The organism is Massilia eburnea, assembly GCF_009720745.1.
GTDB classification, from domain to species: domain Bacteria; phylum Pseudomonadota; class Gammaproteobacteria; order Burkholderiales; family Burkholderiaceae_D; genus Rugamonas; species Rugamonas eburnea.
This window is the reverse complement of sequence record NZ_WNKX01000010.1, coordinates 108,159-134,483: the sequence shown is the minus strand read 5'-3', so window position 1 is coordinate 134,483 and position 26,325 is coordinate 108,159. Positions and strand designations below refer to the sequence as shown.

The 26,325-nt window shown below is 58.3% G+C and carries 24 protein-coding genes; 17 read left to right on the top strand and 7 right to left on the bottom strand.

Features of this window, described 5'->3' with window-relative positions:
* Positions 1–28: 28 nt before the first annotated feature.
* The 5 genes from GM658_RS15165 (at position 29) to GM658_RS15145 (ending at position 3,001) form a co-directional block, all read left to right on the top strand.
* Entirely contained in the window at positions 29–895 is an 867-nt protein-coding gene (locus tag GM658_RS15165; RefSeq protein ID WP_155454884.1) for a DUF6279 family lipoprotein, read from the top strand.
* 35 nt (positions 896–930) lie between these two features.
* The gene (rsmD, locus tag GM658_RS15160) at positions 931–1,515 is read left to right on the top strand and encodes a 16S rRNA (guanine(966)-N(2))-methyltransferase RsmD (RefSeq protein WP_229416919.1); all 585 of its coding nucleotides are present in this window, start codon (positions 931–933) and stop codon (positions 1,513–1,515) included.
* Positions 1,516–1,551: 36 nt separating this feature from the next.
* A complete protein-coding gene (coaD, locus tag GM658_RS15155) occupies positions 1,552–2,043 on the top strand; it encodes a pantetheine-phosphate adenylyltransferase (protein ID WP_057262219.1) in 492 nt (163 codons plus the stop codon).
* Between the two features lie 12 nt (positions 2,044–2,055).
* The gene (locus tag GM658_RS15150; protein ID WP_155454882.1) at positions 2,056–2,310 is read left to right on the top strand and encodes a YfhL family 4Fe-4S dicluster ferredoxin; all 255 of its coding nucleotides are present in this window, start codon (positions 2,056–2,058) and stop codon (positions 2,308–2,310) included.
* A 64-nt stretch (positions 2,311–2,374) separates the two neighbouring features.
* On the top strand, positions 2,375–3,001 hold the full coding sequence (locus GM658_RS15145; RefSeq protein WP_155454881.1) for a chalcone isomerase family protein: 627 nt from the start codon (positions 2,375–2,377) through the stop codon (positions 2,999–3,001).
* Positions 3,002–3,021: 20 nt separating this feature from the next.
* On the opposite strand, the gene GM658_RS15140 is transcribed toward GM658_RS15145, so the two are convergent.
* Positions 3,022–3,285, bottom strand: coding sequence for a hypothetical protein (locus tag GM658_RS15140; protein ID WP_229416918.1), 264 nt, complete (start codon positions 3,283–3,285; stop codon positions 3,022–3,024).
* A gap of 102 nt (positions 3,286–3,387) precedes the next feature.
* Here GM658_RS15140 and GM658_RS15135 point away from each other — a divergent pair, with 102 nt between their 5' ends.
* Positions 3,388–4,356, top strand: coding sequence for a LysR family transcriptional regulator (locus GM658_RS15135; RefSeq protein WP_155454880.1), 969 nt, complete (start codon positions 3,388–3,390; stop codon positions 4,354–4,356).
* A 55-nt stretch (positions 4,357–4,411) separates the two neighbouring features.
* Here the strand turns inward: GM658_RS15135 and GM658_RS15130 are convergent, their stop codons facing one another.
* Together GM658_RS15130 and putA are read right to left on the bottom strand one after the other, a co-directional pair.
* Positions 4,412–5,185: an REP-associated tyrosine transposase gene (locus GM658_RS15130; RefSeq protein ID WP_155454879.1), complete on the bottom strand. Its 774-nt coding sequence runs from the start codon at positions 5,183–5,185 to the stop codon at positions 4,412–4,414.
* A gap of 108 nt (positions 5,186–5,293) precedes the next feature.
* On the bottom strand, positions 5,294–8,923 hold the full coding sequence (gene putA / locus GM658_RS15125) for a trifunctional transcriptional regulator/proline dehydrogenase/L-glutamate gamma-semialdehyde dehydrogenase (RefSeq protein ID WP_155454878.1): 3,630 nt from the start codon (positions 8,921–8,923) through the stop codon (positions 5,294–5,296).
* Positions 8,924–9,135: 212 nt separating this feature from the next.
* Between putA and GM658_RS15120 the strand changes: the two genes are divergently transcribed.
* A complete protein-coding gene (locus GM658_RS15120) occupies positions 9,136–9,591 on the top strand; it encodes an Lrp/AsnC ligand binding domain-containing protein (protein ID WP_028103394.1) in 456 nt (151 codons plus the stop codon).
* Here GM658_RS15120 and GM658_RS15115 read toward each other — a convergent pair.
* A complete protein-coding gene (locus GM658_RS15115) occupies positions 9,584–10,288 on the bottom strand; it encodes a 5'-methylthioadenosine/adenosylhomocysteine nucleosidase (protein WP_155454877.1) in 705 nt (234 codons plus the stop codon). The two genes, GM658_RS15120 and GM658_RS15115, sit on opposite strands and share 8 nt — an antisense overlap.
* A 223-nt stretch (positions 10,289–10,511) precedes the next feature.
* Positions 10,512–13,487 (bottom strand): bifunctional diguanylate cyclase/phosphodiesterase, encoded by a 2,976-nt coding sequence (locus GM658_RS15110; RefSeq protein ID WP_170298820.1) that lies wholly within the window; start codon positions 13,485–13,487, stop codon positions 10,512–10,514.
* A gap of 308 nt (positions 13,488–13,795) precedes the next feature.
* Between GM658_RS15110 and GM658_RS15105 the strand changes: the two genes are divergently transcribed.
* The 6 genes from GM658_RS15105 to GM658_RS15080 are packed head-to-tail and all read left to right on the top strand — an operon-like array spanning position 13,796 to position 19,948.
* Positions 13,796–15,397 (top strand): GMC family oxidoreductase, encoded by a 1,602-nt coding sequence (locus GM658_RS15105; protein WP_211841869.1) that lies wholly within the window; start codon positions 13,796–13,798, stop codon positions 15,395–15,397.
* A gap of 18 nt (positions 15,398–15,415) precedes the next feature.
* Positions 15,416–16,165: an ABC transporter ATP-binding protein gene (locus GM658_RS15100; RefSeq protein ID WP_155454874.1), complete on the top strand. Its 750-nt coding sequence runs from the start codon at positions 15,416–15,418 to the stop codon at positions 16,163–16,165.
* A complete protein-coding gene (locus GM658_RS15095) occupies positions 16,162–16,866 on the top strand; it encodes an ABC transporter ATP-binding protein (RefSeq protein ID WP_155454873.1) in 705 nt (234 codons plus the stop codon). The genes GM658_RS15100 and GM658_RS15095 overlap by 4 nt, the downstream gene beginning before the upstream one ends.
* Positions 16,867–16,892: 26 nt before the next feature.
* Positions 16,893–18,089, top strand: coding sequence for an ABC transporter substrate-binding protein (locus GM658_RS15090; protein WP_155454872.1), 1,197 nt, complete (start codon positions 16,893–16,895; stop codon positions 18,087–18,089).
* Positions 18,090–18,094: 5 nt separating this feature from the next.
* Positions 18,095–18,979 (top strand): branched-chain amino acid ABC transporter permease, encoded by an 885-nt coding sequence (locus GM658_RS15085; protein ID WP_155454871.1) that lies wholly within the window; start codon positions 18,095–18,097, stop codon positions 18,977–18,979.
* A complete protein-coding gene (locus tag GM658_RS15080; protein WP_155454870.1) occupies positions 18,980–19,948 on the top strand; it encodes a branched-chain amino acid ABC transporter permease in 969 nt (322 codons plus the stop codon).
* On the opposite strand, the gene GM658_RS15075 is transcribed toward GM658_RS15080, so the two are convergent.
* A complete protein-coding gene (locus GM658_RS15075) occupies positions 19,932–20,657 on the bottom strand; it encodes a hypothetical protein (RefSeq protein ID WP_155454869.1) in 726 nt (241 codons plus the stop codon). The genes GM658_RS15080 and GM658_RS15075 overlap by 17 nt on opposite strands.
* A gap of 56 nt (positions 20,658–20,713) precedes the next feature.
* On the bottom strand, positions 20,714–21,871 hold the full coding sequence (locus GM658_RS15070; protein WP_371865120.1) for an iron-containing alcohol dehydrogenase: 1,158 nt from the start codon (positions 21,869–21,871) through the stop codon (positions 20,714–20,716).
* Between the two features lie 92 nt (positions 21,872–21,963).
* On the opposite strand from GM658_RS15070, the gene GM658_RS15065 reads away from it, so the two are divergent.
* The 4 genes from GM658_RS15065 to GM658_RS15050 all read left to right on the top strand — a co-directional run bounded on the left by GM658_RS15065 (position 21,964) and on the right by GM658_RS15050 (position 26,324).
* Positions 21,964–22,725 (top strand): TSUP family transporter, encoded by a 762-nt coding sequence (locus GM658_RS15065; protein ID WP_155454867.1) that lies wholly within the window; start codon positions 21,964–21,966, stop codon positions 22,723–22,725.
* A gap of 168 nt (positions 22,726–22,893) precedes the next feature.
* Complete coding sequence (gene mnmG / locus GM658_RS15060) at positions 22,894–24,822, top strand: tRNA uridine-5-carboxymethylaminomethyl(34) synthesis enzyme MnmG (RefSeq protein ID WP_155454866.1); 1,929 nt, start codon at positions 22,894–22,896, stop codon at positions 24,820–24,822.
* Positions 24,822–25,466 carry a 16S rRNA (guanine(527)-N(7))-methyltransferase RsmG gene (gene rsmG / locus GM658_RS15055; RefSeq protein WP_155454865.1) on the top strand — a complete coding sequence of 215 codons (645 nt, stop codon included), beginning with the start codon at positions 24,822–24,824 and terminating at the stop codon, positions 25,464–25,466. Before mnmG ends, rsmG begins: the two co-directional genes overlap by 1 nt.
* An 87-nt stretch (positions 25,467–25,553) precedes the next feature.
* A complete protein-coding gene (locus GM658_RS15050) occupies positions 25,554–26,324 on the top strand; it encodes a ParA family protein (protein WP_155454864.1) in 771 nt (256 codons plus the stop codon).
* Position 26,325: the final 1 nt, after the last annotated feature.

Sequence of the window (26,325 nt, the reverse complement as noted above, 5' to 3'; positions counted from 1 at the left end):
TTCCGATTGTTCTTGTGTGAGTTGATATATGAAAAAGTTTAACACGTGGATCGTGCTGGCTTTTGCCATTCTGCTCGCGGCATGCAGCTCCCTGAGGCTCGCCTATAACAACGGCGACACCTTGCTGTACTGGTGGCTCGACGCCTACGTCGACTTCGACAGCGAGCAAAAGGCGGACGTGAAGCAGGATATCGACGGCTTCTTCCGCTGGCACCGCAAAACCCAGTTGCAGGACTATGTGCAACTTCTGCAGAAGGCCCAGCGCCAGCTGCACGGCAATCCCACGGCGGCAGACCTGATGGCCGATTACGTGGATATCCGCGACCGCACCGAGGCCCTGCTGCTGCGCGCCGCGCCCGATATCGCGGAGCTGGCGCTTTCGCTCAAGCCCGAACAGCTGGCAACGATGGAAAAGAAGTTCGCCAAGAACAACGCCAAGTTCCGCAAAGAGAATATGAAGGGCGACGCCCTGGAGCAGAACAAATTCCGTTACAAGAAATCGATGGAGCAGTTCGAGCTCTGGTTCGGCAGCTTCAGCGATGAACAGGAAGCCATTATCCGCAAGGCATCCGACGCGCGGCCACTGAATAACGAGCTGTGGCTGGACGAACGCTTGAGGCGTCAGCTCAAGATCATGACCCTGGCACGCAAGATCATGACCGAACAGCCAAGCAAGCAGCTTGCCACGCAGTGGGTGGAAGAGTTGATACGTTCGGGCTTCGACCGCTTCGGCTTTTCGGAGCGCAAGGCCTTCTTCGACAGCTATACGCAATCGACGGTGGAACTTGTCCACACCGTCGTACGCATCTCCACGCCGGAGCAGAAAGCCCATGCGCAAAAACGCATGGAAGGCTGGATCAAGGACTTGAATACCCTTGCTGCGCAGGCTCATTGAGCCTTTGTGCAGCGCGGCATGAGATAATGCCGGCCATGCAAAAGAAGAAAGTCCCCAACCAGGTCCGCATTATCGGCGGCGATTGGAAGCGCACCCCGCTGCCCGTTCTGGAAGCGCTGGGCCTGCGCCCAACGCCCGACCGCGTGCGCGAAACCGTCTTCAACTGGATCAACCACCTGCACGATGCGGCCTGGAGCGAGACCCAGGTGCTGGACTTGTTCGCCGGTAGCGGCGCCCTCGGTTTCGAAGCCGCCAGCCGCGGTGCAGCCAAGGTCACCATGGTCGACGCCAACAGCGCCGTGGTGCGCCAGCTGGAGACAAACCGCGAAAAGCTGAAGGCCACCAACATCGCCATCCAGCGCGGCGACGCCCTGGCGACAGCGCAGTCGCTGGCCGGCCGCGGCGCCAGGTTCGACCTGATCTTCCTCGATCCCCCCTACCAGCAAGGCTTGCTGGAACGTTCACTGCCCCTGTGCCGTCCCCTGCTGAAGGACGGCGGCCTGGTGTATGCCGAAGCGGAAGCGCCACTGGCCATCGAAGGCTGGGAAGTGGTACGCGCCGACAAGGCAGGCATGGTGTATTACCACCTGCTTCAGGCATTGCCTGAAAATGAGGCATAATCCTTTATTGTTTGACGCCAAACGCATGGAGTTGCAATGGTTGTAGCAGTTTATCCGGGTACTTTCGACCCGCTGACCCGGGGTCACGAAGACCTGGTGCGCCGCGCATCGGGCCTGTTCGACACGCTGATCGTCGGTGTGGCCGACAGCCAGAACAAGCATCCCTTCTTCACCCTTGAAGAACGGCTGGAGATTGCCAATGAAGTGCTGGGCCATTATCCGAACGTCAAGGTTGAGAGCTTTTCCGGCCTGCTGAAAGACTTCGTGCGCGAACATGATGCGCGCGTGATCGTGCGCGGCCTGCGCGCGGTGTCGGACTTCGAATTCGAATTCCAGATGGCGGGCATGAACCGCTACATGCTGCCGGATGTGGAAACGCTGTTCCTCACGCCATCCGACCAGTACCAATTCATCTCGGGCACCATCGTGCGCGAGATTGCCGAGCTTGGCGGCGACGTGTCCAAGTTTGTTTTCCCTTCGGTGGACCGCTGGCTTCGCAAGAAGATCGCGGCCCGCAAAGGCGAGTAAGAGAGTATTGCCATGGCTTTAATGATTACCGACGACTGCATCAATTGCGACGTATGCGAGCCCGAGTGCCCGAACGACGCGATATACTTGGGTCCGGAGATCTACGAAATCGATCCCAACAAGTGCACCGAATGCGTGGGGCACTTCGACGAACCGCAATGCCAGCAGGTTTGCCCGGTTTCCTGCATTCCATTTAATCCAGATTGGCGGGAAAGCAAGGAACAATTGTTGGCAAAATTCGAGAAGTTGCAGGCTGATAAGAGCTGATGTCTCCCCAAAAGGGTTGCTGTGCGTTATATTGCAAACAGCTACCCATACCAACGGAGACATAATGAGCATCACCCGTCGCAACATCCTCAAGAGTGCTGTGGCCGCCGCCCTATTGGCCGCCAGCAGCATGCCCGCATTCGCCGCAGAAGTCGCCGGCGTCAAATTCGCAGACACTGTCACGGTAGCTGGACACGAGCTGAAGCTGAACGGCGCCGGCGTGCGCACCAAGCTGGTGTTCAAGGTCTACGCACTGGGCTTCTATCTGCAGGACAGGAAATCCACCGTCGCCGACGTGCTGGCCGCCCAAGGCCCGCGCCGCATCCGCATTGTATCGATGCGCGACCTGAGCTCGGATGACTTCGGCATGGCCTTCATGAAGGGCCTGAACGATAACGTCGGTGCGGAAGAGCGCACGAAATTGCTGCCGCAGACCAAGGCATTCGGCGAGATGTTCGCCCAGTTCCCCGGATTGAAGAAGGGTGATGAGCTGGTAGTGGACTGGAACCCGAGTGTCGGCTCCCAATCCTTCCTGAACGGAAAAAAAGTCGGTGAACCGCAGCCGGACCTGGCTTTCTTCAACGCCATCATGCGCATCTGGATCGGCAATAAGCCGGTGGATTCATCCCTGAAGCCTAAGCTGCTGTGGAATGCCGAGAAGGCCTCGGCTCCGGCGCCAGAAACAAACTGATTTGCTGCGCTGCGGAAGGCTTACGCGCGGCAGGCCATGGCACGCAGTTCCGCGACATGGCTAGGCGAGCCTTCCATCGAATTCAGCATACGCTTGAACATCATGGTGTCGCGCATCAGGCGGCGCTGCAGGCGTTCCTCTTTGCTCAACTTTGGCTTAACGACAAGCACGGCGGCGCGGGCGATACCACGCAGCAGCGGCTTGAACACGAAAGCCAGCGCCAGCGCCAGGATCACCAGCGGCAGGAACTGTGCAAATTCGATGATGTTAATGTAAGTAGACATGGCTGTTTCAATACCTATAGAATCTGTAGATACTATAGTGCGCCGCAACATATAACGCCAATTCCGTTTCTCGATAACAATTATTATTGGTGTGAATGACCGATGAGCTTTCTGACCCTCGACCTGAATCTGCTGCGCGTATTCGACGCGGTGATGACTGAGCAGAACCTGACCCGCGCTGCCGGCCACCTGGCCATGACGCAGCCGGCGGTGTCGAACGCCATCAAAAGGCTGCGCGAAAGCCTGGGCGACGATTTGCTGATCCGCACTGCCTACGGTGTCAAGCCAACCCCGCGCGCCGAAGCGCTGTGGCCGCAGGTGCGCAGCGCCCTGGCCTCGCTGGAAGCCGCGGTCACGCCGGGCACGTTTGACGTCTCCAAGACCCACGCCACCTTCCGCATGGCGATGGCCGACGCAACGGCAGCGTTCTGGCTGCCATCCCTGATGCGCTCGATCGAACGCGAAGCGCCTGGCGTGAACATCCGCATGGTTCCTTTGACAACGCGCGAACCGCGGCCGATGCTGCTGCGCGGCGATATCGACCTGGCGGTCGGCTTCTTCCCTGGCGTGGCGGCGCAGCTGATGAGCGAACCGAGCTCCCCGATCCGCCACGAGCGGCTGTATTCCGGTATCTACGTCGCCGTGATGCGGCGCGGCCACCCGCTGGCCAAGCAAGACCTCACCCTGGACAACTACTGCGCCGCCAACCACTTGTTGGTGAGCTTCTCCGGCCGCGCCCACGGCCTGGTGGACGAAGCCCTGGCGCAGATCCAGCGCGAACGCCGCATTCTGCTGACGGTAAATCAATTCTTCACCGCCGGCCGGGTGGTCGCCAACAGCGACCTGATCACGGTTTTGCCCAAGCACCTGATCGCCTCCACCGGCATGACCGACGCGTTGATCTACAAAGAGCTCCCCTTCCAGTTGCCTGCCGTGCACCTCGACATGCTCTGGCACGAACGCGACGCCCGCAGCCCCGCCCACAAATGGCTGCGCGGCCACCTCGAAGGCATGAACGCCGTCGCCCAAAAAACCGCGCCCGGCACCAACCCCAGGAACGACACCTACTAGCCCACAGCCGAGCCCGTGTCCCACCATGGGGTCACACCCGTTTTGAGACACGAGCTCAGGCGTCTTGTGGTGGAAAGCCTTGAATTGCCCTTGAAACGGTCTTGATCGATACTCCGAAGTGATCGGCTATTTGTTGGCGCGTATAGGCTTTTGACTGATGGGCTCGCGCCATCGCTTCGTTCCGATTCTGATAGAGCGCAGCGTAGGTGATGAGCGGTTGGACTTTAACTCGCGACAAGTTCGTGCGCTCGGAATGGAAGCTCAATGGGTTGGGCATACCAATGCCGGCAGCGACGAACTTTTCATAAGCCGCGACCCTTTCAGTCATGTCACCATTGCCAAACTGCGATAAAAGCCAATCAGTATTGAGCCAGGCCGGCGCTATTTCGGGCCGCAAATAGTAGCCATGGCTGCTCCATTGCCAATCCCTGGGATCACTTACAAGCTTCGCCCTTACCGGGTTCAAGCTAATGTAACGCGCTGCGGCGAGCAGTTGCTTTTGCTTGCCAATGCCCACCGCGTGGAACCGGCCTTGGATCACATGCCCGCTGAGTTGATGTCGTTTATTGAAATGCTGGCAATAGGTAGCGTTCAACATATGCATGCCTTCTGACAGGTTGGCATCAACCGTTTCAAGCAGCAAATGGAAGTGGTTCGGCATTAAGCAATAGGCGTAAACCTTGAACGCGTGCTTTTCCACGGTTTCAGCCAGTTTTTCGAGCCAGATCAGATGATCGCGTTGATCGTGGTAGATCGCGGCGCGCCTGTTGCCACGCGAAGTCACATGGTAAACAGCACCGGGGAAAATGATTCGTGGAGGGCGGCTCATGCTGAAAACTTAGCATGAGAAAATTCTTCGGAAGCTGATCTACATCAACCAGCTGTGCTCGTGTCCCGTTTCGGGTGTGACCCCATGGTGGGACACGAGCTGGGCCATTTAGGCGTCGAGGGTCATCAGGCTGGCGTTGCCGCCGGCGGCGGTGGTGTTGACGCACAGGGCGCGTTCGGCCACCAGGCGCCACAATGGGATGTCGCCTTCTTCAGTGGTGTCGATCACGGAGACAATCGCGCCGTCGCGGGCGGCCAGTTCTGGGCGCAGTTTCGCGCCGAGGCTGGATTCAACCAGTGCGATCTGGAAGTCGGCTTTCGCCACATCCGTGGATTTGATGGTCTGGATGACGGACTTTACATCCGCTGGCAGATCTGCCGGCAGGGCGCCTTCCATTACCAGTGCGCGGTTGCCGGTTGCCAGGGCGGCGGCGATCTGGTTCAGCAGCACGTCGGCATTCGTGGCGAAACAGGCGATGTTGCCGCGTGGGACGTAGGCCAGGGTGTTGCGCTCGCCGGTTGGGCCCGGCAGGCCGATCAGGCTGCCAACCGGCGTGGTGCGTGCATAGCTTTCGATATGCGCTGCCAGGCGGCTCTTGCCTTGCGCCTTGGCCCATGCGGCCAGCGTGTCGGTTGCCGGCGCACCGACGCGCTCGTGGCGCTCCAGGGCGACCGCGCCGCGCTGCAGGCGCTTGAGGTACAGCGGGCCGCCCGCTTTCGGGCCGGTGCCGGATTTGCCTTCACCGCCAAACGGCTGCACGCCAACCACTGCACCGACGATATTGCGGTTCACGTAGATGTTGCCGACGTGGGCGCTGGAGGTGATGTAGTCGATGGTTTCATCGATACGCGAATGAACGCCCAGGGTCAGGCCGAATCCGCTGCCGTTGATTTGTTCGATCACTTTTGGCAGTTCGGAACGCTTGTAGCGGATCACGTGCATCACGGGGCCGAATACTTCCTTGGTCAGCTCGGACAGCGAGCCGATTTCCAGCACGGTCGGCGGTACGAAGGTGCCCGCATCGGCATTCGGCACTTCGAGCGAGAAGCTGGCCTTGGCATGCGCGCGCACTTTTTCGATGTGGGACAGCAGGTTTTGCTGCGCTTCCTTGTCGATCACCGGACCAATGTCGGTCACCAGGCGGTCCGGCGAGCCGACCTTCAGTTCCTTCATCGCGCCTCTGAGCATCTTGATGGTCTTGTCGGCGATGTCTTCTTGCAGGAACAGCACGCGCAGCGCCGAGCAACGCTGGCCGGCGCTGTCGAAGGCGGATGAAATCGCGTCGCCTACCACCTGTTCCGGCAGCGAGGAGGAGTCGACGATCATCGCGTTCTGGCCGCCGGTTTCGGCGATCAGCGGGATGTCCACATTTTCCGCTGCGGCGCGCTTGGCCAGGGTGCGGTTGATCAGTTGCGCCACTTCGGTGGAGCCGGTGAAGATCACGCCTTTGACGCGCGAGTCGTTGCACAGGCCTGCGCCAACCACTTCGCCGCGGCCAGGCAGGAATTGCAGCGCTGCGCGCGGTACGCCGGCTTCGTGCAGCAGTTCTATTGCGCGCTGGGCAATCAGCGGGGTTTGTTCGGCGGGCTTGGCGAGCACCACGTTACCTGCGGCCAGTGCTGCTGCGGCCTGGCCAGTGAAGATCGCCAGCGGGAAGTTCCATGGACTGATGCAGGTCACGGGTCCCAGCGCCAGCGTGTTGGTGGAACCGCGCACTTGCACGGCGTAATAGCGGAGGAAATCGACCGCTTCACGTACTTCGGCGATCGCGTTCGGCAGCGATTTGCCGGCTTCGCGCACGGCCAGTGCCATCAGCTCCAGCTTGTGGGTTTCGAACAAGTCGGCGGCGCGATCGAGGCAGGCGGCACGCTGCGATGGTTCGGTGGTTTGCCAATCCATGGCGAACTGGCTGGCTGCGTTCAGGGCGTTGTTGACGTCGTCGGCAGTCGCCTCGGTCACGGAGCCGACGATATCGTCTTTGCGGGCCGGATTCACGATCTGCTGCGCGGCCTGGCCGGCGCTGGCTGCGACGGCGAGCAGGGGCCCGGCAGTCCAGCTGCGTGGCTGCGCCAGGGCTGCCGACACTTCGCGCAGCACGTCTTCGTTGGACAGGTCGATGCCGGCGGAGTTCTTGCGCTCTGCGCCGAACATGTCGAGCGGCAGGGCGATGCCGGTGTGCGGCACGCCGTTCAGGTTGCGCGCAACCTCGATCGGGTTGGAAATCAGGGAGTCAACCGGGATGGTTTCGTCGACGATCTGGTTCACGAAGGACGAGTTGGCGCCGTTCTCCAGCAGGCGGCGTACCAGGTAAGCCAGCAGGGTTTCGTGCGAGCCTACTGGTGCGTAAATACGGCATGGCTTATCCAGGTTGTTCGAACCGACCACCTGATCGTACAGAGTCTCGCCCATGCCGTGCAGGCACTGGAATTCGTAGTCGGTGATGCCGTCACGCTTGGCCCATGTGTAAATGGTCGACAGGGTTTGCGCGTTGTGGGTCGCGAATTGCGGGTAGATCACGCTGGTCGCTGCCAGCAGGCGCTGCGCACATGCCAGGTAGGATACGTCCGTGTACACCTTGCGCGTGTAGACCGGATAACCAGGCATGCCATCAACCTGGGCGCGCTTGATCTCTGCATCCCAATAGGCGCCCTTCACCAGGCGCACCATGAATTTGCGGCCGCTGCGCTTGGCCAGGTCGACCAGGTAGTCGATCACGAACGGACAGCGCTTCTGGTATGCCTGCACCACGAAACCGATGCCTTCGAAGCCTTCCAGTTCCGGGTTGAAGGCCATCGCCTCCATCAGGTCCAGCGACAGTTCCAGGCGGTCGGCTTCTTCGGCGTCGATATTCAGGCCGATGTTGTAACCCTTGGCCAGCTTGACCAGCGCGGTCAGGCGCGGCAGCAGCTCGGACATCACGCGATCACGCTGTGCGCGGCTATAGCGTGGATGCAGGGCGGACAGTTTGACGGAAATGCCAGGACCGTTGCGGATGCCGCGGCCTGCAGATGCTTTGCCGATCGCGTGGATCGCTTTTTCATACGCTGCGTAATAGTTGGCTGCATCGGCTTCGGTCAGCGCTGCCTCGCCCAGCATGTCGTAGGAATAGCGGTAGCCGCGCGCTTCGTTGTCCTTGCCGTTCCTGATCGCTTCGTCGATGGTCTGGCCGGTGACGAACTGGTTGCCCAGCATGCGCATCGCCAGGTCCACGCCTTTGCGGATCAGTGGTTCGCCGCCTTTGGCGATCAGGCTGGTAATGGCCGAACCCAGTCCTTCTTCGCTGGACGAGCTGACCAGCTTGCCAGTAATCAGCAGGCCCCAGGTAGCGGCGTTCACAAACAGGGAAGGCGATTCGCCCAGGTGTTTGCGCCAGTCACCTTTGGAAATCTTGTCGGCAATCAGGCGGTCGGCAGTTGCGGAATCGGGAATACGCAGAAGCGCTTCAGCCAGGCACATCAGGGCAATGCCCTCTTCGGACGACAGGGAGAATTGATGCATCAGCGCATCCACACCGGAAGAACGGGTGCGTTTTTCACGAACGGCGGTCACCAGGCGCTTTGCCAGGAATTGCGCATCCTGCGTAGTTTCCGGGGAACCGACGTTAATTTGCGACAGAAGCCATTGCACAGCAGTTTGTTCGTCGCGCCGATACGCAGCAGTGATGGCGCTGCGCAGCGGGCTAGGATCTCGCAGGATTTCTGCTTGAAGTGCGGCGAACGGAGTGGTGTTCAGATGCATGAATGTCTCTATTGGCTAGTATGTAAAAAGTCTTTTGGCACCTAAGAAAACACGCCCGGCAAACGGTGTTTGCGAGGGCGTGTTGTGCAGTGCAACTAATGATTCGATTGTAAGCGGGAATCGTTCGGATTAATTCTGGTAATACTTTGTACTAGCAATAGATAGTTTTTGGTGCGAGAATTTGACCAAATAAAATTAATCCTGGAGATGGAATGCTGGACAAGATCAGTAAGAAGATTCTGGCCGAGTTGCAAAATGATGGCCGGATTAGCAATGTTGAATTGGCTGCGCGCGTCAATCTTTCGCCTGCCGCTTGCCTTGAACGTGTACGGAAACTGCATGAGGCCGGCTACATCATGGGCTACACGGCGCAGTTGAACCCGCAGCTACTGGATGTTTCGCTGCTGGTGTTCATTGAAGTTGTGCTGGATCGCACCACGCCGGAAGTCTTTGATGCCTTCAAACACAGTGTCCAGCTGATTCCCGAAGTTCTCGAATGCCATATGGTCGCCGGCGGTTTTGACTACCTGGTCAAGGCGCGCGTGAAAGATATGGCGGCGTACCGCGAATTCCTTGGAAAAACCTTGCTGCAGAAAGGCGTGCGCGAGACCCACACCTATGCGGTGATGGAAGAAGTGAAGAACACCACCAAACTGCCAATCAAGTAAGCGATTTGCAGAAATTCTGGATGATGCCAAAGGCGTAGCGCGAGGCGACGGTTTGCACGAATTGCATGAAATCCGTCGCCGCTTCTTCGTTGGCGTTGTCTGAAATAGTCCTCATGATGGCAAACGGCACGCCCAGTTCGTGACAGACCTGGGCGACAGCTGCTCCTTCCATTTCTACTGCCAATAAATCAGGCAGTGCCTCCTTCAGGCTCATCAGATGAGCCTTGTCCTTGATGAATTGATCACCGCTTCCGATCAGGCCGCGATGCACTTGTGCGTCGTTTTGCAGGAATTCGCGCGTAGCCAAGCTGAGTTTCAGGCTCAATTCGCGGTCTACAGGCATGTGCGAGAGCCCGGTCAGCGGTATTTCGAAGCGCGGGAACAGCGGGCTGGCATCAAAATCGTGTTGAGCCAGGGAATCGGCGACCACCACGTCTCCAACACGAACCCCAAGGTCTGCAGAACCGGCGACGCCGGTAAAAATAATGTGGGTAACGTCGAACTTCTCCACAAGCGTTGCAGCTGTCACTGCAGCAGCAACCTTGCCAATTCGCGATAAAACGGCCACAGAATCGATTTTCCAGAGTTTTCCGGCTGTGTACTCACGCTTACCGTGGATGAGCTTGTAGGGGCTCTCCATGGCTTCCAGTAGACCTTGTTGTTCTTCTGCTAAAGCTGAGATGATTCCGAGACGCATGCGCGAGTTGTCCTCTATTTATTTAAAGTTGTATACGAAAGGATAGTAGTAGATAGTAAACGCGACCCGGTCTGTGGATAAAGCTGTTAACATCCACAGAATCAGAAGTTTACGAATTGTAGAACTGGCTGGACAAGAACTGTGTCTAAAACGGATGAGTTCTGAACAAATTTTGTGCGTGAACTCAAAAACGGTGTTTACGCACATTCGATCCTGTGGATATTCATTGAGTTATCAACAGCCGATGCAGTTTTTCAGCTGAAATGGGTGCTCCGAACAGGAATCCCTGCCCAAAATCGCAGCCTGCGGCCATCAAAATCTCCAGTTGGCCTGGCGTTTCGATCTTTTCCGCGATGACTTTGATGCCCAGCTTGTGGGCCATCGAGACAATGGCTTCGCACAAGAGCTGGTTATCGCTGAAGCTGGTGTCAAGCTTGAGGAAATCGATCTGGAATCGCTTCAGGAAGTTCAAGGATGAGTAGCCGTGGCCAAAATCATCCAGGGAAATCTGGAGATTGGCGTCCCTGAGCGATTGCACCCGCTGCACAACTTCCCTGTTTGCCTCCAACAGCAGTCCTTCCGTCACTTCGATCACCATGGAATGCGGCGAAAGCGCTTGTTCGTGCAATAGTTCCAGCCAATGTTCTACGCCTACAGCCTCATGCCGGAACTGCCAAGCCGATTTGTTGACGCAGACTTTGAAGCCGTTGCCAAAGCTGGCGGCCAGGGCAGCCGCCTCCTGGAACACCCATTCGCCAATGGATGCGATGACGCCGGTATTTTCAGCAACGCCAATGAATTCGGCAGGCTTGAGCAAGCCTCGCTGTGGATGTTCCCAACGGATCAAGGCTTCCGCCATATCGATTTTGTCCGTCGCCAAGTTGCGGATGGGCTGGAAGAGCAGCCTTAACTCCTTGTTTTTCAAGGCATTGCGCAACTCGTTGGCGAGTTCGATCCGCATCTGGCTGGCTTCCTGCATGAAGGGCGCGAAATAATTGAAGCGGTTACGGCCCTGCTGCTTGGCGACGTACATCGCCTGGTCGGCGTTTTTGATGAGCTGTTCGGCTTCATCGCCATCCTCCGGGAATAGTGAAATACCGATGCTGCCCGAGATATGAGCCACTTCATGCCTCAACTGGAAAGGCCTGGCAAGGCTGTGCAAAATCTCCTGCACGATACGGACCACATCCCCCGATTCTTTGAGCTCGCTGAGGATGACGGTGAATTCATCGCCGCCAAGCCTGGCCACTGTGTCGGTATTGCGGACGCATGTGAGCAAGCGCTCTGCTACTTGTTTGAGCAGGATGTCGCCAAAGTCGTGGCCCAGGTTGTCGTTGACGGCCTTGAAACCGTCGAGGTCAATGAAGATCAGCGCCATCGGGAGCTTGTCTCGCGCCGCTTTCTTGATCTCCTGGCGCAGGCGGTCGTTGAACATGCGGCGGTTGGGCAAGCCGCTCAGGGCGTCGAAGTTGGCCTGTTTCCAGATTGCTTCTTCGGTGGCCTTCTTCTTGGTGATATCCGTGAACAGGGCGACGTGGCGCAGCACATTGCCTTTGCTGTCGAACACGGTGTTGAAGCGAAGCGAAACCAGGTAATGGTCGCCGTTCTTGTGCTGGTGCCAGATTTCGCCTTCCCAATAGCCCGTGTGGGTAATGGTCTGACGCATGCGGCTGTAGAACTTGATGTCCTGGTGGCTGGAAGTCAGTTCGTAGGCGAGGTGGCCGACGACTTCTTCCGAGGAATAGCCGCTGATTTGCGAAAAGGCCGGGTTCACAGACAGGATTCGGCCTTCTGCATCGGTGACCATCATGCCTTCGCAGGCATTTTCGTACATCAGGGTTGCCAGCTTGCTTGATTCCTCGTGCTTCTTTCGTTCGCTGATGTCTTCGGCCATGACAAACAGGCCGATGACTTTTCCGCTTTCATCGCGGTCCGGCACGTACGTGATGGCGTCGCAGCATGGTTCGCCGTTGCGCTGGGTGCTGCGTTCGAAGCAGACAGTTTCGCCGGCAAATGCGCGCTCCAGGTAAGGGCTGGTTTCAGCATAGAGTGCTGGCGACAGGACTTGCTGGAGGTTGTCGCCGCTGCCGTAAATTTCAGCAAAGCGCCGGTTTTTGAAAGTGTAGTGTTCGTCACGATCAATGTAGGCGATCACGATCGGCAAGTTGTCGGCAATGAGGCGCAGCCGCTGTTCGCTGTAGGTCAGCTTTTTTTCTGTCTCGGCTGACGTAGCGTAGAGCGTGCGGTAGCGCTGTTCGCGTTCTTCTGCGGCCGCGAACGTTCGCAGGGCGTAGATGATCGCGAAGACGATCAGAGTGAGGATCAGGAATATGGCGACGCCTGCGACTAGGAACTGTTTTTGCGAGACCAGTGCCAGGCCAACATTTGAACTGCCGACAGTGACGATCAGTGGAAGGTCTGGCAATTTCCGGTAGCTGGCGATCCTTGATTGCCTGTCGATCGGACTGACGGTTTCGATGGTGTCGATTGGCGCCTTGCCAAAGGCTCGAAAGACGTTTGATTCACGTATATCCCGGTTGAAGGTCTGTTCGAACAGGGGAGCGCGGGCAATGATGTGGCCATTCGTGTGGAAGAGGGTAATGGTGACGTCGTCGCTGACGCGGGAATGTTCAAAAGTTTTGGCAAGCCTGCTCGCATCGATTGGCGCGACGATCACCCCGAGGAATTCGCCTTTGGCATTTTCGACACGTCGGCTGAGGAAGAACAGGCGCGAATTCGAAATCCGTCCACGGCTTGGTCCTCCCACAAAGAGCTTGTCTCCAGGAGTCAGCTGGGCCTGGAAGTAGTCGCGGTCCGCATAGCTGATGCCTTTAACGGCGATATCGCGTGAGCTGGCGATGGCAAAGCCTTGAGGATCCAGGAAAGTGATCCAGAAACTGCTGCCAAAACTTGCGCCTCGGGATGAAAGCAAGCTGTCTATGGTTTTTGGTGTGTAGGGCGCGACCTTGATTGCGTTGGCAAAGCCCAAGAGGGCGATGTCGGACAGTTGGACAGTGCTTAAGACCTGGGCCTCGATCGCTAATGCGTAATGTTGGGTTTGCCGGCGAATGGCCTGTTCGCGATCGCGGGCAGAAGAATGCAGCTGCCAGGCGACGACTGCCGTGGCGAGCAGCGCGAGCATGGTCATGGTGACGAGCAATCGCCGGCGAAAGCGTCGATAGGCGTCAGAGGTCGACAAGAGCCCCTCCAGGCAGGATTGCATGGAACAACTTGCTTGTTCAGTATAGGTGGAGAGTTTTGTTTACGTTAGATTAGTGTGTATACAAAGTAGTAATGGTTGTTAACAACCCCGACTTTCTGTGGATAAGTGCACCTTGCAGAGAAAAATCAGGGGTTTACCGGCTGTATAAGCAGGCGCGTAAACCTTGAATGGACTGAGAACTGTTTTTGGACAATTTTCAGCCGTTTTCGAGAAGTCTTGTTTACTCACAAACGATGCCTGTGGATATTCATAGCGTTATCCACAGCTTCCGACAGGGAGAAAGATTGGAATCCGCAGGCCAGTTTGACTTCATCATCGTGGGCGGAGGGACGGCTGGCTGCGTCCTTGCCAACCGCCTGACGCAAAATCCAAAGAACCAGGTATTGCTGATCGAAGCGGGAGGGAAGGACGATTACGTCTGGATCCACATTCCGGTTGGCTACCTTCACTGCATCAATAATCCGCGCACGGACTGGCTGTTTCGCACCGAGCCGGACGCAGGACTCGGCGGCCGCAGCCTGATTTACCCTCGCGGCAAGGTCCTGGGCGGGAGTTCATCGATCAACGGCATGATCTATATGCGTGGCCAGTCCAGCGATTACGACCAATGGGCCGAGTTGTGCGGCGACCCGAGCTGGCGCTGGTCGGAAGTGCTGCCTTTGTTCCGTAAAAGTGAAGACCATCACGCCGGCATATCGGATTTCCATGGTTCCGGAGGCGAATGGCGTGTGGAAAAGCAGCGCCTGCGCTGGGATATTCTCGATGCTTTCCGTGATGCGGCCGAACAAACCGGCATTCCAAAGATTGAAGACTTCAACCGCGGCGACAATTTCGGCTGTTCGTATTTCGAAGTAAACCAGAAGCGGGGGATTCGCTGGAATACGGCCAAAGCCTTCCTGCGTGCAGCGGCCAAGCGCCCTAACCTGACGCTGATGACTGGCTGCCATGTCGAAAAGCTGGTGCTGGAGGAGGGGGTCTGCAAAGGTGTGGTTTTTATCGGCGGCGGCTCGCGCTGGAATGCGGAGGCGCGCGAAACGCTGTTGGCAGCGGGCGCCATCGGGACGCCGCAAATCCTGCAATTGTCGGGCATCGGTCCCGCCGAAGCGCTGGCGCAGGCCGGTGTGAAAGCCGTGCACGACTTGCCCGGTGTTGGCGCCAACCTGCAGGATCACCTGCAACTGCGCATGGTGTTCAAAGTCGAAGGTGCGCGCACGCTGAATACGCTTGCCTCCAGCTGGCTGGGAAAGGCGCGCATCGGCCTTGAATATGCGCTGTTCCAGAGTGGGCCAATGTCGATGGCGCCATCGCAAATGGGGGCGTTTGCGCGCTCGGGCCCAGAGCAGACTACGCCGAACCTGGAATACCACGTGCAGCCCCTGTCGCTTGAGCGTTTTGGCGAGCCGCTGCATGACTTCCCTGCGTTCACTGCCAGCGTTTGCAACTTGCGTCCGACATCGCGCGGCCATGTGCGGATTGCTTCCGCTGATTCATATGCGCCGCCGAAAATCACACCGATGTATCTCAGTACCGACAAGGACCGGCGCGTCGCAGCAGCAGCGTTGAATCTCACGCGCAAGATTGTTGCGGCGCCAGCGTTGGCGAAATATCGGCCGCAGGAATGCAAACCCGGTGTGCATTTTCGCACCGATGAGGAGTTGGCCGAGGCTGCGGGCTCGATTGGCACCACGATTTTCCACCCGGTCGGCACCTGCAAAATGGGCCGCGTGGACGACGTTTCGGCTGTAGTTGACAGCGAATTGCGGGTTCGTGGCGTGCGCGGCTTGCGCATCGCCGATGCATCGGTCATGCCTACCATTACGTCTGGTAATACGAATTCCCCGGTAATCATGATTGCGGAAAAGGCAGCTTTGTTGTGTATGATCTAGCAAAACCGGGGAGACACGATGTCCGACTTCATCTTGGAAACAAAAGGTTTAACCAAGGAGTTCAAGGGATTCACAGCTGTCGCTAACGTGGACCTGCAAGTCCAGCGCGGGCATATCCATGCCTTGATCGGCCCGAACGGCGCCGGCAAGACGACCTGCTTCAACCTGCTCACCAAATTCCTGGTGCCGACGTCGGGCCAGATCCACTTTAACGGCAAGGACATTACCCCACTCAAGCCGGCGCAGATTGCGCGCATGGGCGTGATTCGATCCTTTCAGATTTCCGCAGTCTTTCCACACCTGACCGTACTCGAAAATGTGCGCATCGGGCTGCAGCGCAAACTCGGCACGGCTTTTCATTTCTGGCGCAGCGAGCGCTCGCTGAACCAATTGAATGATCGCGCAATGGCGCTTTTGGCCGAGGTCGACCTGGCCTCTTTCGCCGATACGATCACAGTCGATTTGCCCTACGGCCGCAAGCGCGCGCTCGAGATCGCCACCACGCTGGCGATGGAACCTGAACTGATGCTGCTCGACGAGCCCACGCAAGGCATGGGTCACGAAGACGTGCATCGTGTGACTGAATTGATCAAGAAGGTTTCTGCCGGCCGCAGCGTGCTGATGGTTGAACACAATATGAGCGTGGTGTCCGGCATTTGCGACTGGATCTCCGTGCTGCAGCGTGGTGCAGTATTGGCGGAAGGCCCGTACGCCGAAGTATCGAGTAATCCACAGGTAATGGAAGCTTATATGGGGACCGAGGCATGACGGCCGCGTTGGAGATCAGCCAGCTGCGAGCCTGGTATGGCGAATCGCATATCCTGCACGATGTGAACCTGACCGTGAAGCCCGGCGAGGTGGTCACGCTGTTAGGCCGTAACGGCGCCGGCCGCACCACAACGCTGCGGGCCATCATGGGACTGACCGGTACGCGCAAGGGGTCGATCCGCATCAATGGCCAGGAAGCGATCGGTTTGCCGACGCATAAAGTCGCCCACCTTGGCGTTGGCTATTGTCCCGAGGAGCGCGGCATCTTTGCATCGCTCACCACAGAAGAAAACCTGTTGCTGCCGCCGGCGTTGAAAACGGGGCAGGGCATGTCGGTCGAAGAGATCTACGAGATGTTCCCTAACCTGAAAGAGCGCCGCAACAGCCAGGGCACACGCCTGTCCGGCGGCGAGCAGCAGATGCTGGCAGTAGCGCGCATCCTGCGAACCGGCGCGCGCCTGCTCCTGCTCGATGAAATTTCGGAAGGTCTGGCGCCGGTCATCGTGCAAGGTCTGGCGCGCATGATCCGCGCGTTGAAGGCCAAGGGATACACGATCGTGATGGTCGAGCAGAATTTCCGTTTCGCGGCGCCACTGGCGGATCGGTTTTACGTGATGGAACATGGTCGGATTGTTGAGAGTTTTGCGTCATCGGAACTGGATGCCCGCATGCCGGTATTGACCGAGCTGTTGGGCGTTTGAATATCAAAACTGAAAACGGAGACACTATGAAACGCAAAGTAATCGCCATTGCAGCAGCCCTGTGTGCTTTCGGCAGCGCACACGCCCAGATGTCTGGCGACACCATCAAGATCGGCTTCATCACCGATATGTCCGGCGTCTATTCGGACATCGACGGGCAGGGCGGCGCGGAGGCGATCAGGATGGCGATTGCCGAAGCGGGAGGCGCCATCAACGGCAAGAAGATCGAATTCGTCTTTGCCGACCATCAGAACAAGGCCGATATTGCTGCGTCGAAGGCGCGCGAATGGTTCGACCAGCAGGGCGTGGACATGCTGGTGGGCGGTACCAATTCCGGCGCCAACCTGGCAATGGCCAAAGTGGCAGCCGACAAGAAGAAGATCTTCATGGTGGTCGGCGCCGGTTCCTCGCGCCTGACCAACGAGGAATGCACCCCCTACACTGTGCACTACGCTTACGACACCGTTGCGCTGGCGCGCGGTACTGGCAGCACCATCGTCAAGCAGGGCGGCAAGAACTGGTATTTCCTGACCGCCGATTACGCCTTCGGTCATTCGCTGGAAAAGGACACGAGCGAAGTCGTGACCAAATCGGGCGGCAAGGTAATCGGCAGTGTGCGCCATCCCTTCCCAGGCACCGACTTTTCATCTTTCCTGATTCAAGCTTCTTCGTCCGGTGCGCAAGTGCTGGGCCTGGCCAATGCGGGCGGCGACTTTATCAACTCGGTGAAGGCGGCCAATGAATTCGGCGTCGCCAAGAAAATGAAGATGGCCGGCCTGCTGGTGTTCATCAACGATATCCACTCGCTGGGCCTGAATGCGACTGCCGGCATGTACCTGACCGATGGCTGGTACTGGGACATGAACGACCAGACGCGCGCCTGGTCCAAGCGCTATTTCGCGAAGATGAAGAAGGAGCCTTCGATGCTGCAGGCCGGCGATTACTCCGCAGCTGCCCAATACCTGGCCGCGGTAAAGGCCGTTGGCACCGACGATTCCGACAAGGTGATGGCCAAGCTGAAGTCCACCACCATCAAGGACGTGTTCACCAACCATGGCGTGATCCGCCCAGACGGACGCATGGTGCACGATATGTACCTGATGGAGGTGAAGAAGCAGTCGGAATCCAAGTACCCATGGGATTACTACAAGATCGCCGCAACGATCCCGGGCGAGCAGGCCTATATGTCCAAGGCCGAAACCAAGTGCGCCCTGTGGAAGTAAGCTAGATGGAGATCTTCGGCCGCCCGCTACCGATGCTGATGTCCCAGCTTTTGCTGGGACTTGTCAACGGCTCCTTTTACGCCATGCTGTCCCTCGGCCTCGCCGTCATTTTCGGGCTGCTGAACGTGATCAATTTCGCGCACGGCGCCTTGTACATGATGGGCGCCTTTCTCGCATGGATCGGCATGACTTACTTTGGCTTGAGTTATTGGAGCATGCTGGTGCTGGCGCCGTTGATAGTCGGCCTGCTGGGCGTGGTGATCGAAAAGACCATGCTGCGCTGGTTGTACAAGCTTGATCACCTCTACGGGCTGTTGCTGACGTTCGGGCTCACACTGCTGATCGAAGGCGCTTTCCGCTCGTTTTACGGGGTCTCCGGGCAGCCGTTTGAAACGCCTGAAGCCCTGCAGGGTGCGACGGACCTCGGCTTCATGGTGATGCCGAATTACCGTGCTTGGGTGGTGCTGGCTTCCATGGTGGTCTGCCTGGGCACCTGGTTCGTGATCGAGAAGACCAAATTGGGCGCCTACCTGCGCGCCGGCACCGAGAATCCTAAGCTGGTGGAGGCCTTTGGCGTGAACGTGCCGCTGATGGTGACGCTCACCTATGGCTTCGGTGTCGCTTTGGCGGGCTTTGCGGGCGTTCTGGCGGCGTCAATCCAGCAGGTGACCCCGTTGATGGGGGCGAACCTGATCATCGTCGTATTCGCCGTTGTAGTGATCGGCGGCATGGGTTCGATCCTGGGATCGATCGTCACCGGTCTTGCGCTCGGCGTGATCGAGGGATTGACCAAGGTGTTCTATCCCGAGTTTGCCAACACCGTGGTGTTTTTGGTGATGGTCATCATCCTATTGCTGCGCCCCGCTGGCCTGTTCGGGAAGGAAAAATAGATGAACAAGAAGCTGGGCTATTCCATTGCATTCGCGCTGGCGCTGGGCGCGCCGTTTGTCGGCTATCCCGTGTTGCTGATGAAGCTCTTATGCTTCGCACTGTTTGCCTGCGCCTTCAACCTGCTGATCGGATTTACGGGTTTGCTGTCTTTCGGGCACGCGGCTTTTTTTGGCGCGGCGGGTTATGTCGCCGGCAATGCGTTGAAGAATTGGGGGCTGCCATTTGAATTGAGCCTGTTGGCGGGGATACTGGCCGGCGCCTTGATTGGCCTGGTAATGGGCGGCCTGGCGATTCGCAGGCAAGGGATTTACTTCTCCATGATCACGCTGGCGTTGGCGCAAATGGTGTACTTCGGCGCTGTGCGTTTTACGGATTTCACTGGCGGTGAAGACGGCTTGCAGGGCGTCCCGCGCGGCAAGCTGCTCGGGATGCTGGACCTGAGCAACGACTTGGCAATGTATTACGTGGTGCTGGCGATCTTCATTGGTGGCTTTGCGCTGATCGTGCGCACGGTGCATTCGCCATTTGGCCAGGTGCTGAAAGCGATCAAGGCGAATGAACCGCGCGCGATCTCGCTTGGCTACGACGTCGACAAGTACAAGCTGATGGCCTTTGTGCTTTCAGGTTCTCTGGCCGCGCTGGCTGGCGCGACCAAGTCCATCGTGCTGGGTTTTGAAACGCTGACTGATGTGCATTGGGCCATGTCCGGGCTGGTGATCCTGATGACGCTTGTCGGTGGCATGGGCACGATGGTCGGGCCTATCATTGGCGCGATCCTGATCATCTCCCTGGAGAACAAGCTTGGCGACTTCGGTACGATGATGGCCAGTGCAACGGGAGTTGAGTGGTTCACGACCCTCGGTGAGGCGGTGAGCCTGGTCACCGGTTTGATTTTCGTTGCTTGCGTGCTGCTGTTCCGCCGGGGGATTGTCGGCGAGTTGATGGCCAGGTTCAGTTTGCGGACTTGAGGCGCGCGGATTCGACCCAACCCGCCGCGACATTCGCAGTCTTGGGATGCTGATAGACCACAAGGGTGTAGCGGCCCTGTGTGCGTGAGGCCTCGAGGTGGTCGCCGGGAACGACGAAGGTGCCGGCGACTGCGCAGCGTTCATCAGGCGCCGAATGGAATTGTAGTCGTCCCTCGCCTGTAGCGCTTACGTGGCTGACGTGCTGCGTTTGGGGCCGGCGGCCGCTTTCCATGGCCTGTTCGTGCTTTGCGAAACAGGCTTCCGATGTCGATGAGAGTTCGACGATCCTGCCATCTCTCCAGATCAGCTGTTCGATTTTGCCGCCCATAACCTGGCGCAGGTGAATAATTGGGTTCGAGCCTGCAAAGCTGATTCCAGCAAGGTCGGTGCAGTTGCCGATTTCCGGCGAAGCCCTGACCGAACCGCTGGAGTCGATGTTGATCAGGCGATAGCTGTTGTGGCAGTTGAGGCCGGGCTTCCAGGATTTGATGACCACGTATTCCTGCGAAGTTTCGGGAATCACGTGAAAGATCGATGCCTCGTCAGCTTCGCTGATCGTGAGGACATTTCGGCCAGTGTGGAATACGGCGGGCTTTCCAGCGATATAGCGAATTTCGGTCCGACCATAGCGCCCTTCGACTCCGTCACCAGCGATCGCCTGTCCGGCCAGCAGAAGTGCAGGGATGATGGATAAGGTGCGCAGCGCCATATGAAGTTTCCGCGTCGTCTAGGAGACGCGGATTATATCGTTCTTGCAAGAGTGCTTCAGAGTGCGAGCTGGTAAATGGCGAAGGCGTCTTCGCGGGAAACGGGGCGTGGGTTGTTGCCGAGGAGGCGGGTTTGCTTCATGGCGTCGTCAGCTAGCAGGTCGAGATCGCTTGCGGTGATGCCGACCTGGCGCAGCGTGCGCGGCAGTCCTGTGATGATGGCGAATTGTTGCATTGCAACAGCAAGGGCTTCGGCGCGGGCTTCCGCGGTGCCCTCCGCATGGGGGACGACGATGGTTGCCAGCTCGGCATACTGCTCAGCGCAAGCCTCTGCATTGAAGCGCAGGACGTGGGTCAGGACCAGTGAGTTCGACAAACCGTGCGGAACATGGAACATGCCGCCGATGGGATAGGCCAGCGCATGGACGGCGGCGACCGGCGCGTTGGCGAAGGCTTGTCCCGCAAGCATCGCACCAAGCAGCATGGCTTGGCGAGCCGCCAGGTCGCTGCCATTCTCACAGGCACGGATCAGGTGGCGGGACAGAAGGCTCAAGGCCTGCCGCGCCAGATTGTCCGACAAAGGGTTTTTCTTGTGCTTGCTGGTATATGCCTCGATGGCGTGAACCATGGCATCGATTCCGGTCGCGGCGGTCACCGCAGGTGGCAGCCCAAGCGTGAGTTCCGCATCGAGGATGGCCAAATCTGCATACAGCTGGGGCGCGACGATGCCCATCTTGCTGGTGGCGCCAGTGGTCACGATGGAGATATTTGTGACTTCCGATCCCGTGCCGGCTGTTGTCGGAATCTGGACCAGCGGCAACCGCAAGCCGCGTACATTACCGATGCCGTAGATTTCCGCCAGGGATTGCTGGCCAGGGGCCAGCACCGCGACGATCTTGGCGACGTCCATCGAGCTCCCGCCACCAAGCCCAATCACCAGTTCTGTTTGATGCTGACGGGCTTGGGCGAGGGCGTCCTCAATCACATGTTCAGGCGGATCAGCCAGCACATCGGCAAATTGTTCCACGTGAAACATTGCTTCGCGTAAGCTGGCGACGGGTGCGTCGGCCAGTCCGGTACGGAGGAAGCCTTGATCCGTCACCAGCAGAATGCGGTGGATGTCGGGGAAGCGGGCTCTCAGTTCTGGACCCAATCCTCTTGCAGCGCCTGGCGCAGACAGGATGGTTGGAACGGTGGCGAAGCTGAACGAGGACAGAGTACTCATGGGGAAAGCTTACACCAGCCGCAAGCACCCTGCTCAGTTCCGCCTTACAATATTACGTTTCTGAATAGGGCTGGGACGGGGTAATGGTTGAGTATGGCTTGTTGGCTGGCGCCGCTTTCGCGGCAGGTTTTGTGGATGCGGTGGTCGGCGGTGGTGGCCTGATCCAGATCCCCGCCTTGTTCTCGACGATGGCCGGCACCGCGCCGGCGACGTTGCTGGGTACAAACAAGGTGGCCAGCGTGTTCGGTACCAGTGCGGCGGCAGTCAACTATGCTCGTCGTACGCCAATTGCCTGGTCGACTGTTGCGCCCGCGGCGATTGCTGCTTTCCTGTTCGCCTTCTGTGGCGCGTTCACTGTTACCAAGATCCCGCCCGACTTCCTGCGCGGCCTATTGCCATTCGTGCTGATGGCGGTGGCGATTTATACCTTCTATCGGAAGGATCTCGGCAGTGTCCATGCGCCACTACACACCGGCGCCAAGGAAAGGGTATTGGCAATCCTGGTCGGCGCCGGCATCGGATTCTATGACGGCTTCTTCGGCCCGGGCACTGGCAGCTTCCTGGTCTTTCTGTTTGTGCGCAGTTTCGGCTTTGACTTCCTGGGCGCCTCGGCGGCAGCGAAGGTAGTGAACGTTGCCTGCAACCTGGCGGCGATCCTCTTGTTTGGGATGACGGGGCACATCATTTGGCAGCTGGGTTTGATGATGGCGGTTTGTCAGGTTGTCGGGTCGGTGCTGGGGACTAAGCTTGCGTTGAAGCATGGCAGTGAGTTCGTACGCCGTTTGTTCCTGGTTGTGGTCGTGCTGTTGATCATCAAAACGGGCTATGACGCATGGCTTAAGTGATAGTGTTTCACGTGGAACAATAAGGGGACATGCCCAAAAAAGGGGTACGTCCCCTTTTTATTTGTTTCACGTGAAACATTGCGATCAAAAAAATCCTGCCCAAAAAATTCGCAGGGTCGAAAAAACTTTATAATTCAGTTCGATCCCCAGCTTTTCCCCATTTTTACCATGTTATTTCCTACTGAATTCGACGTTATCGTTGTCGGCGGTGGTCACGCCGGTACCGAGGCGGCCCTTGCTTCTGCCCGTATGGGGCAGAAAACTCTCCTGTTGACCCACAACATTGAGACGCTGGGCCAGATGTCGTGCAACCCATCCATTGGCGGCATCGGCAAAGGCCACCTCGTGAAAGAGGTCGACGCAATGGGTGGCGCCATGGCCATCGCTACCGATGAGTCGGGCATCCAGTTCCGTATCCTGAATTCGTCCAAAGGCCCTGCCGTGCGCGCGACCCGCGCCCAGGCCGACCGCATCTTGTACAAGGCAGCGATCCGCCATCGCCTGGAAAACCAGCCAAACCTGTGGCTGTTCCAGCAGGCGGTGGATGACCTGATGGTGGAGGGCGACCGCGTTGTCGGCGCCGTCACCCAGATTGGCTTGAAGTTCCTGGGCCGCGCCGTCGTGCTGACTGCAGGTACCTTCCTGGACGGTAAGATCCACGTCGGCCTGCAGAATTTCTCGGCCGGCCGCGCCGGCGATCCGCCAGCGATTTCGCTGTCCGCCCGCCTGAAGGAACTGAAACTGCCGCAGGGCCGCCTGAAGACTGGTACGCCGCCGCGTATCGATGGCCGCAGCATCGACTTCTCGCAAATGACCGAACAGCCGGGCGACCTGGACCCAGTACCGGTATTCTCGGTGATGGGCAATGCGTCCATGCATCCGCAGCAATTGCCGTGCTGGATCACCCACACCAACCAGAAAACCCACGACATTATTCGCGGCGGCCTGGACCGCAGCCCGATGTACACGGGCGTGATCGAGGGTGTCGGCCCGCGCTATTGCCCGTCGATCGAGGACAAGATTCACCGCTTCTCGGCCAAGGAATCGCACCAGATCTTCCTGGAACCGGAAGGCCTGACGACCCACGAGTTCTACCCGAACGGTATCTCGACCAGCCTGCCATTTGATGTGCAGATCGAGCTGGTGCGTTCGATGAAGGGCCTGGAAAACGCGCACATACTGCGCCCGGGTTACGCCATCGAATACGACTATTTCGACCCGCGCGGCCTGAAGGCTTCGCTGGAAACCAAGGCCATCAACGGCCTGTTCTTTGCCGGCCAGATCAACGGCACCACGGGTTACGAAGAAGCCGCTGCGCAGGGCATGCTGGCCGGTATCAACGCCGCGCTGCAAACCAAGGGCGAAGAAGCCTGGACTCCGGCCCGTTCCGAAGCTTACCTCGGCGTGCTGGTCGACGACTTGGTCACCCAGGGCGTGCAGGAGCCGTACCGTATGTTCACAAGCCGCGCCGAATATCGCCTGAGCCTGCGTGAAGACAACGCTGACATGCGCCTGACAGAAATCGGGCGTAAGCTGGGTGTGGTTGGTGATGCGCAGTGGGAAGCATTCGACCGTAAACGCGAGGCCGTGGCACAAGAGCTTGAGCGCCTGAAATCCGTCTGGGTCAACCCGCGCATCCTGGCGGCAGCCGAGTCCGAGCGTGTGATTGGCCAGGCCATCGAACGCGAATATTCGCTGGCTGACTTGCTGCGCCGTCCGGGTGTCGGCTACGAAAAGCTGATGAGCATGACCGGCAACGAAGGCCAGCTGCTGGCGGGTCCGGGCGTTACCGACGAGGCAGTGATGGAGCAGATCGAGATCACCCTGAAGTATTCGGGCTATATCGACCGCCAGCTGCGCGAAGTCGAGCGTCATGAGCATTACGAAAACCTGAAGCTGCCTGAAGGCTTCAACTATGCAGAGATCACGGCGCTGTCGATGGAAGTGCGCCAGAAACTGCAGAAGCATCGTCCGGAAACCCTGGGCCAGGCTTCGCGTATTTCGGGCGTGACCCCGGCGGCGATTTCCCTGCTGCTGGTGCACCTGAAGAAAGCCGGCTACGGCGGTTTCGTTACGCTGAAAGACGAGGCGGCTTGATGGCGGTGTTTGATCGCGCCGCGCTGGCGCAAGTACTGAAGAATGGTGTCGAAAAGCTGGACCTGGGCCTGAGTGAGGCGCAGCAGGAAAAACTGCTGGACTACCTGGCCCTGCTGAACAAGTGGAATAAGGTGTACAACCTGACGGCCGTGCGCGACCCGATGGAAATGATGACCCTGCATGTCCTGGATTCGCTGGCGGCAGTGCCGGCCTTCAAGGATGCGCAGAATGTGCTGGATGTTGGGGCAGGGGGCGGATTGCCGGGCGTCGTTCTGGCGATCGCGCGGCCGGACATGAAAGTGTCGATGATCGACATCGTCCACAAGAAGACGGCCTTCCTGAACCAGGTGAAAGCGGAGCTGGAACTGGGCAACGTAACGGTGTACACGAAGAAGGTGCAGGAGCTGCAGGTCAAGACGCCCTACGACGTCATCACCTCGCGCGCCTTTGCGGACCTCAGCGATTTTGTGAACTGGTCCGGGCACCTGCTGGCAGAGGGCGGGCGATTCATAGCCCTGAAAGGCACGGCGCCGGCAGAGGAGCGAGAGCGACTGCCAGACCCATGGAAAGTGAATGAGCTACAGCCTTTGCAAGTACCAGGACTGGACGCACAGCGTCACCTGGTTTTCATCGGCAGGGTATAACTGTATAAACGGTATAAATAATATTAATCGTTTATACGAGTTAAATAGTATAAACGGTTTAAACAATATAAAACATTTCGACCTTAAATGGCCAAAATTTTCTGTGTAGCAAATCAAAAGGGCGGCGTCGGTAAGACTACCACGACTGTGAACCTGGCCGCCGGCCTGGCCAAACTTAATCAACGAGTGTTGCTTGTTGACCTCGATCCTCAGGGTAACGCGACAATGGGCGCGGGGATCAATAAGGCGACGCTGCAGGCTTCCACTTATGAAGTCTTGCTCGGCAGCGCCGATGTGGCGACGGCGCGCGTGCGTTCGGAAGCGGGCGGCTTTGATGTGCTGCCTGCCAACCGCGAACTGGCCGGCGCTGAAGTTGAAATGGTGCAGCTGGAGAACCGCGAGCGCCGCCTGCGCGATGCCTTGGCCCTGGCAGCCAAAGACTACGACTTCATGCTGATCGATTGCCCTCCTGCGCTGTCGATGCTGACGCTGAACGGTCTGTGCGCCGCGCATGGCGTGATCATTCCTATGCAGTGCGAGTATTACGCGCTGGAAGGCTTGTCCGACCTGGTCAACACCATCAAGAAGGTGCATGCCAACCTGAATCCGGACCTGAAGATCATCGGCCTGCTGCGTGTGATGTTCGATCCACGCATGACGCTGTCACAGCAGGTTTCGGCCCAGTTGGAGCAGCACTTCGGCGACAAAGTATTCAAGACCATCATCCCGCGCAATGTGCGACTGGCGGAAGCGCCGTCCTACGGCATGCCGGGTGTGACTTTCGACCCGACCTCGAAGGGGGCGCAGGCGTATATCGCCTTTGGCGCCGAGATGGTTAAACGTATCAAGAAAATGTAAT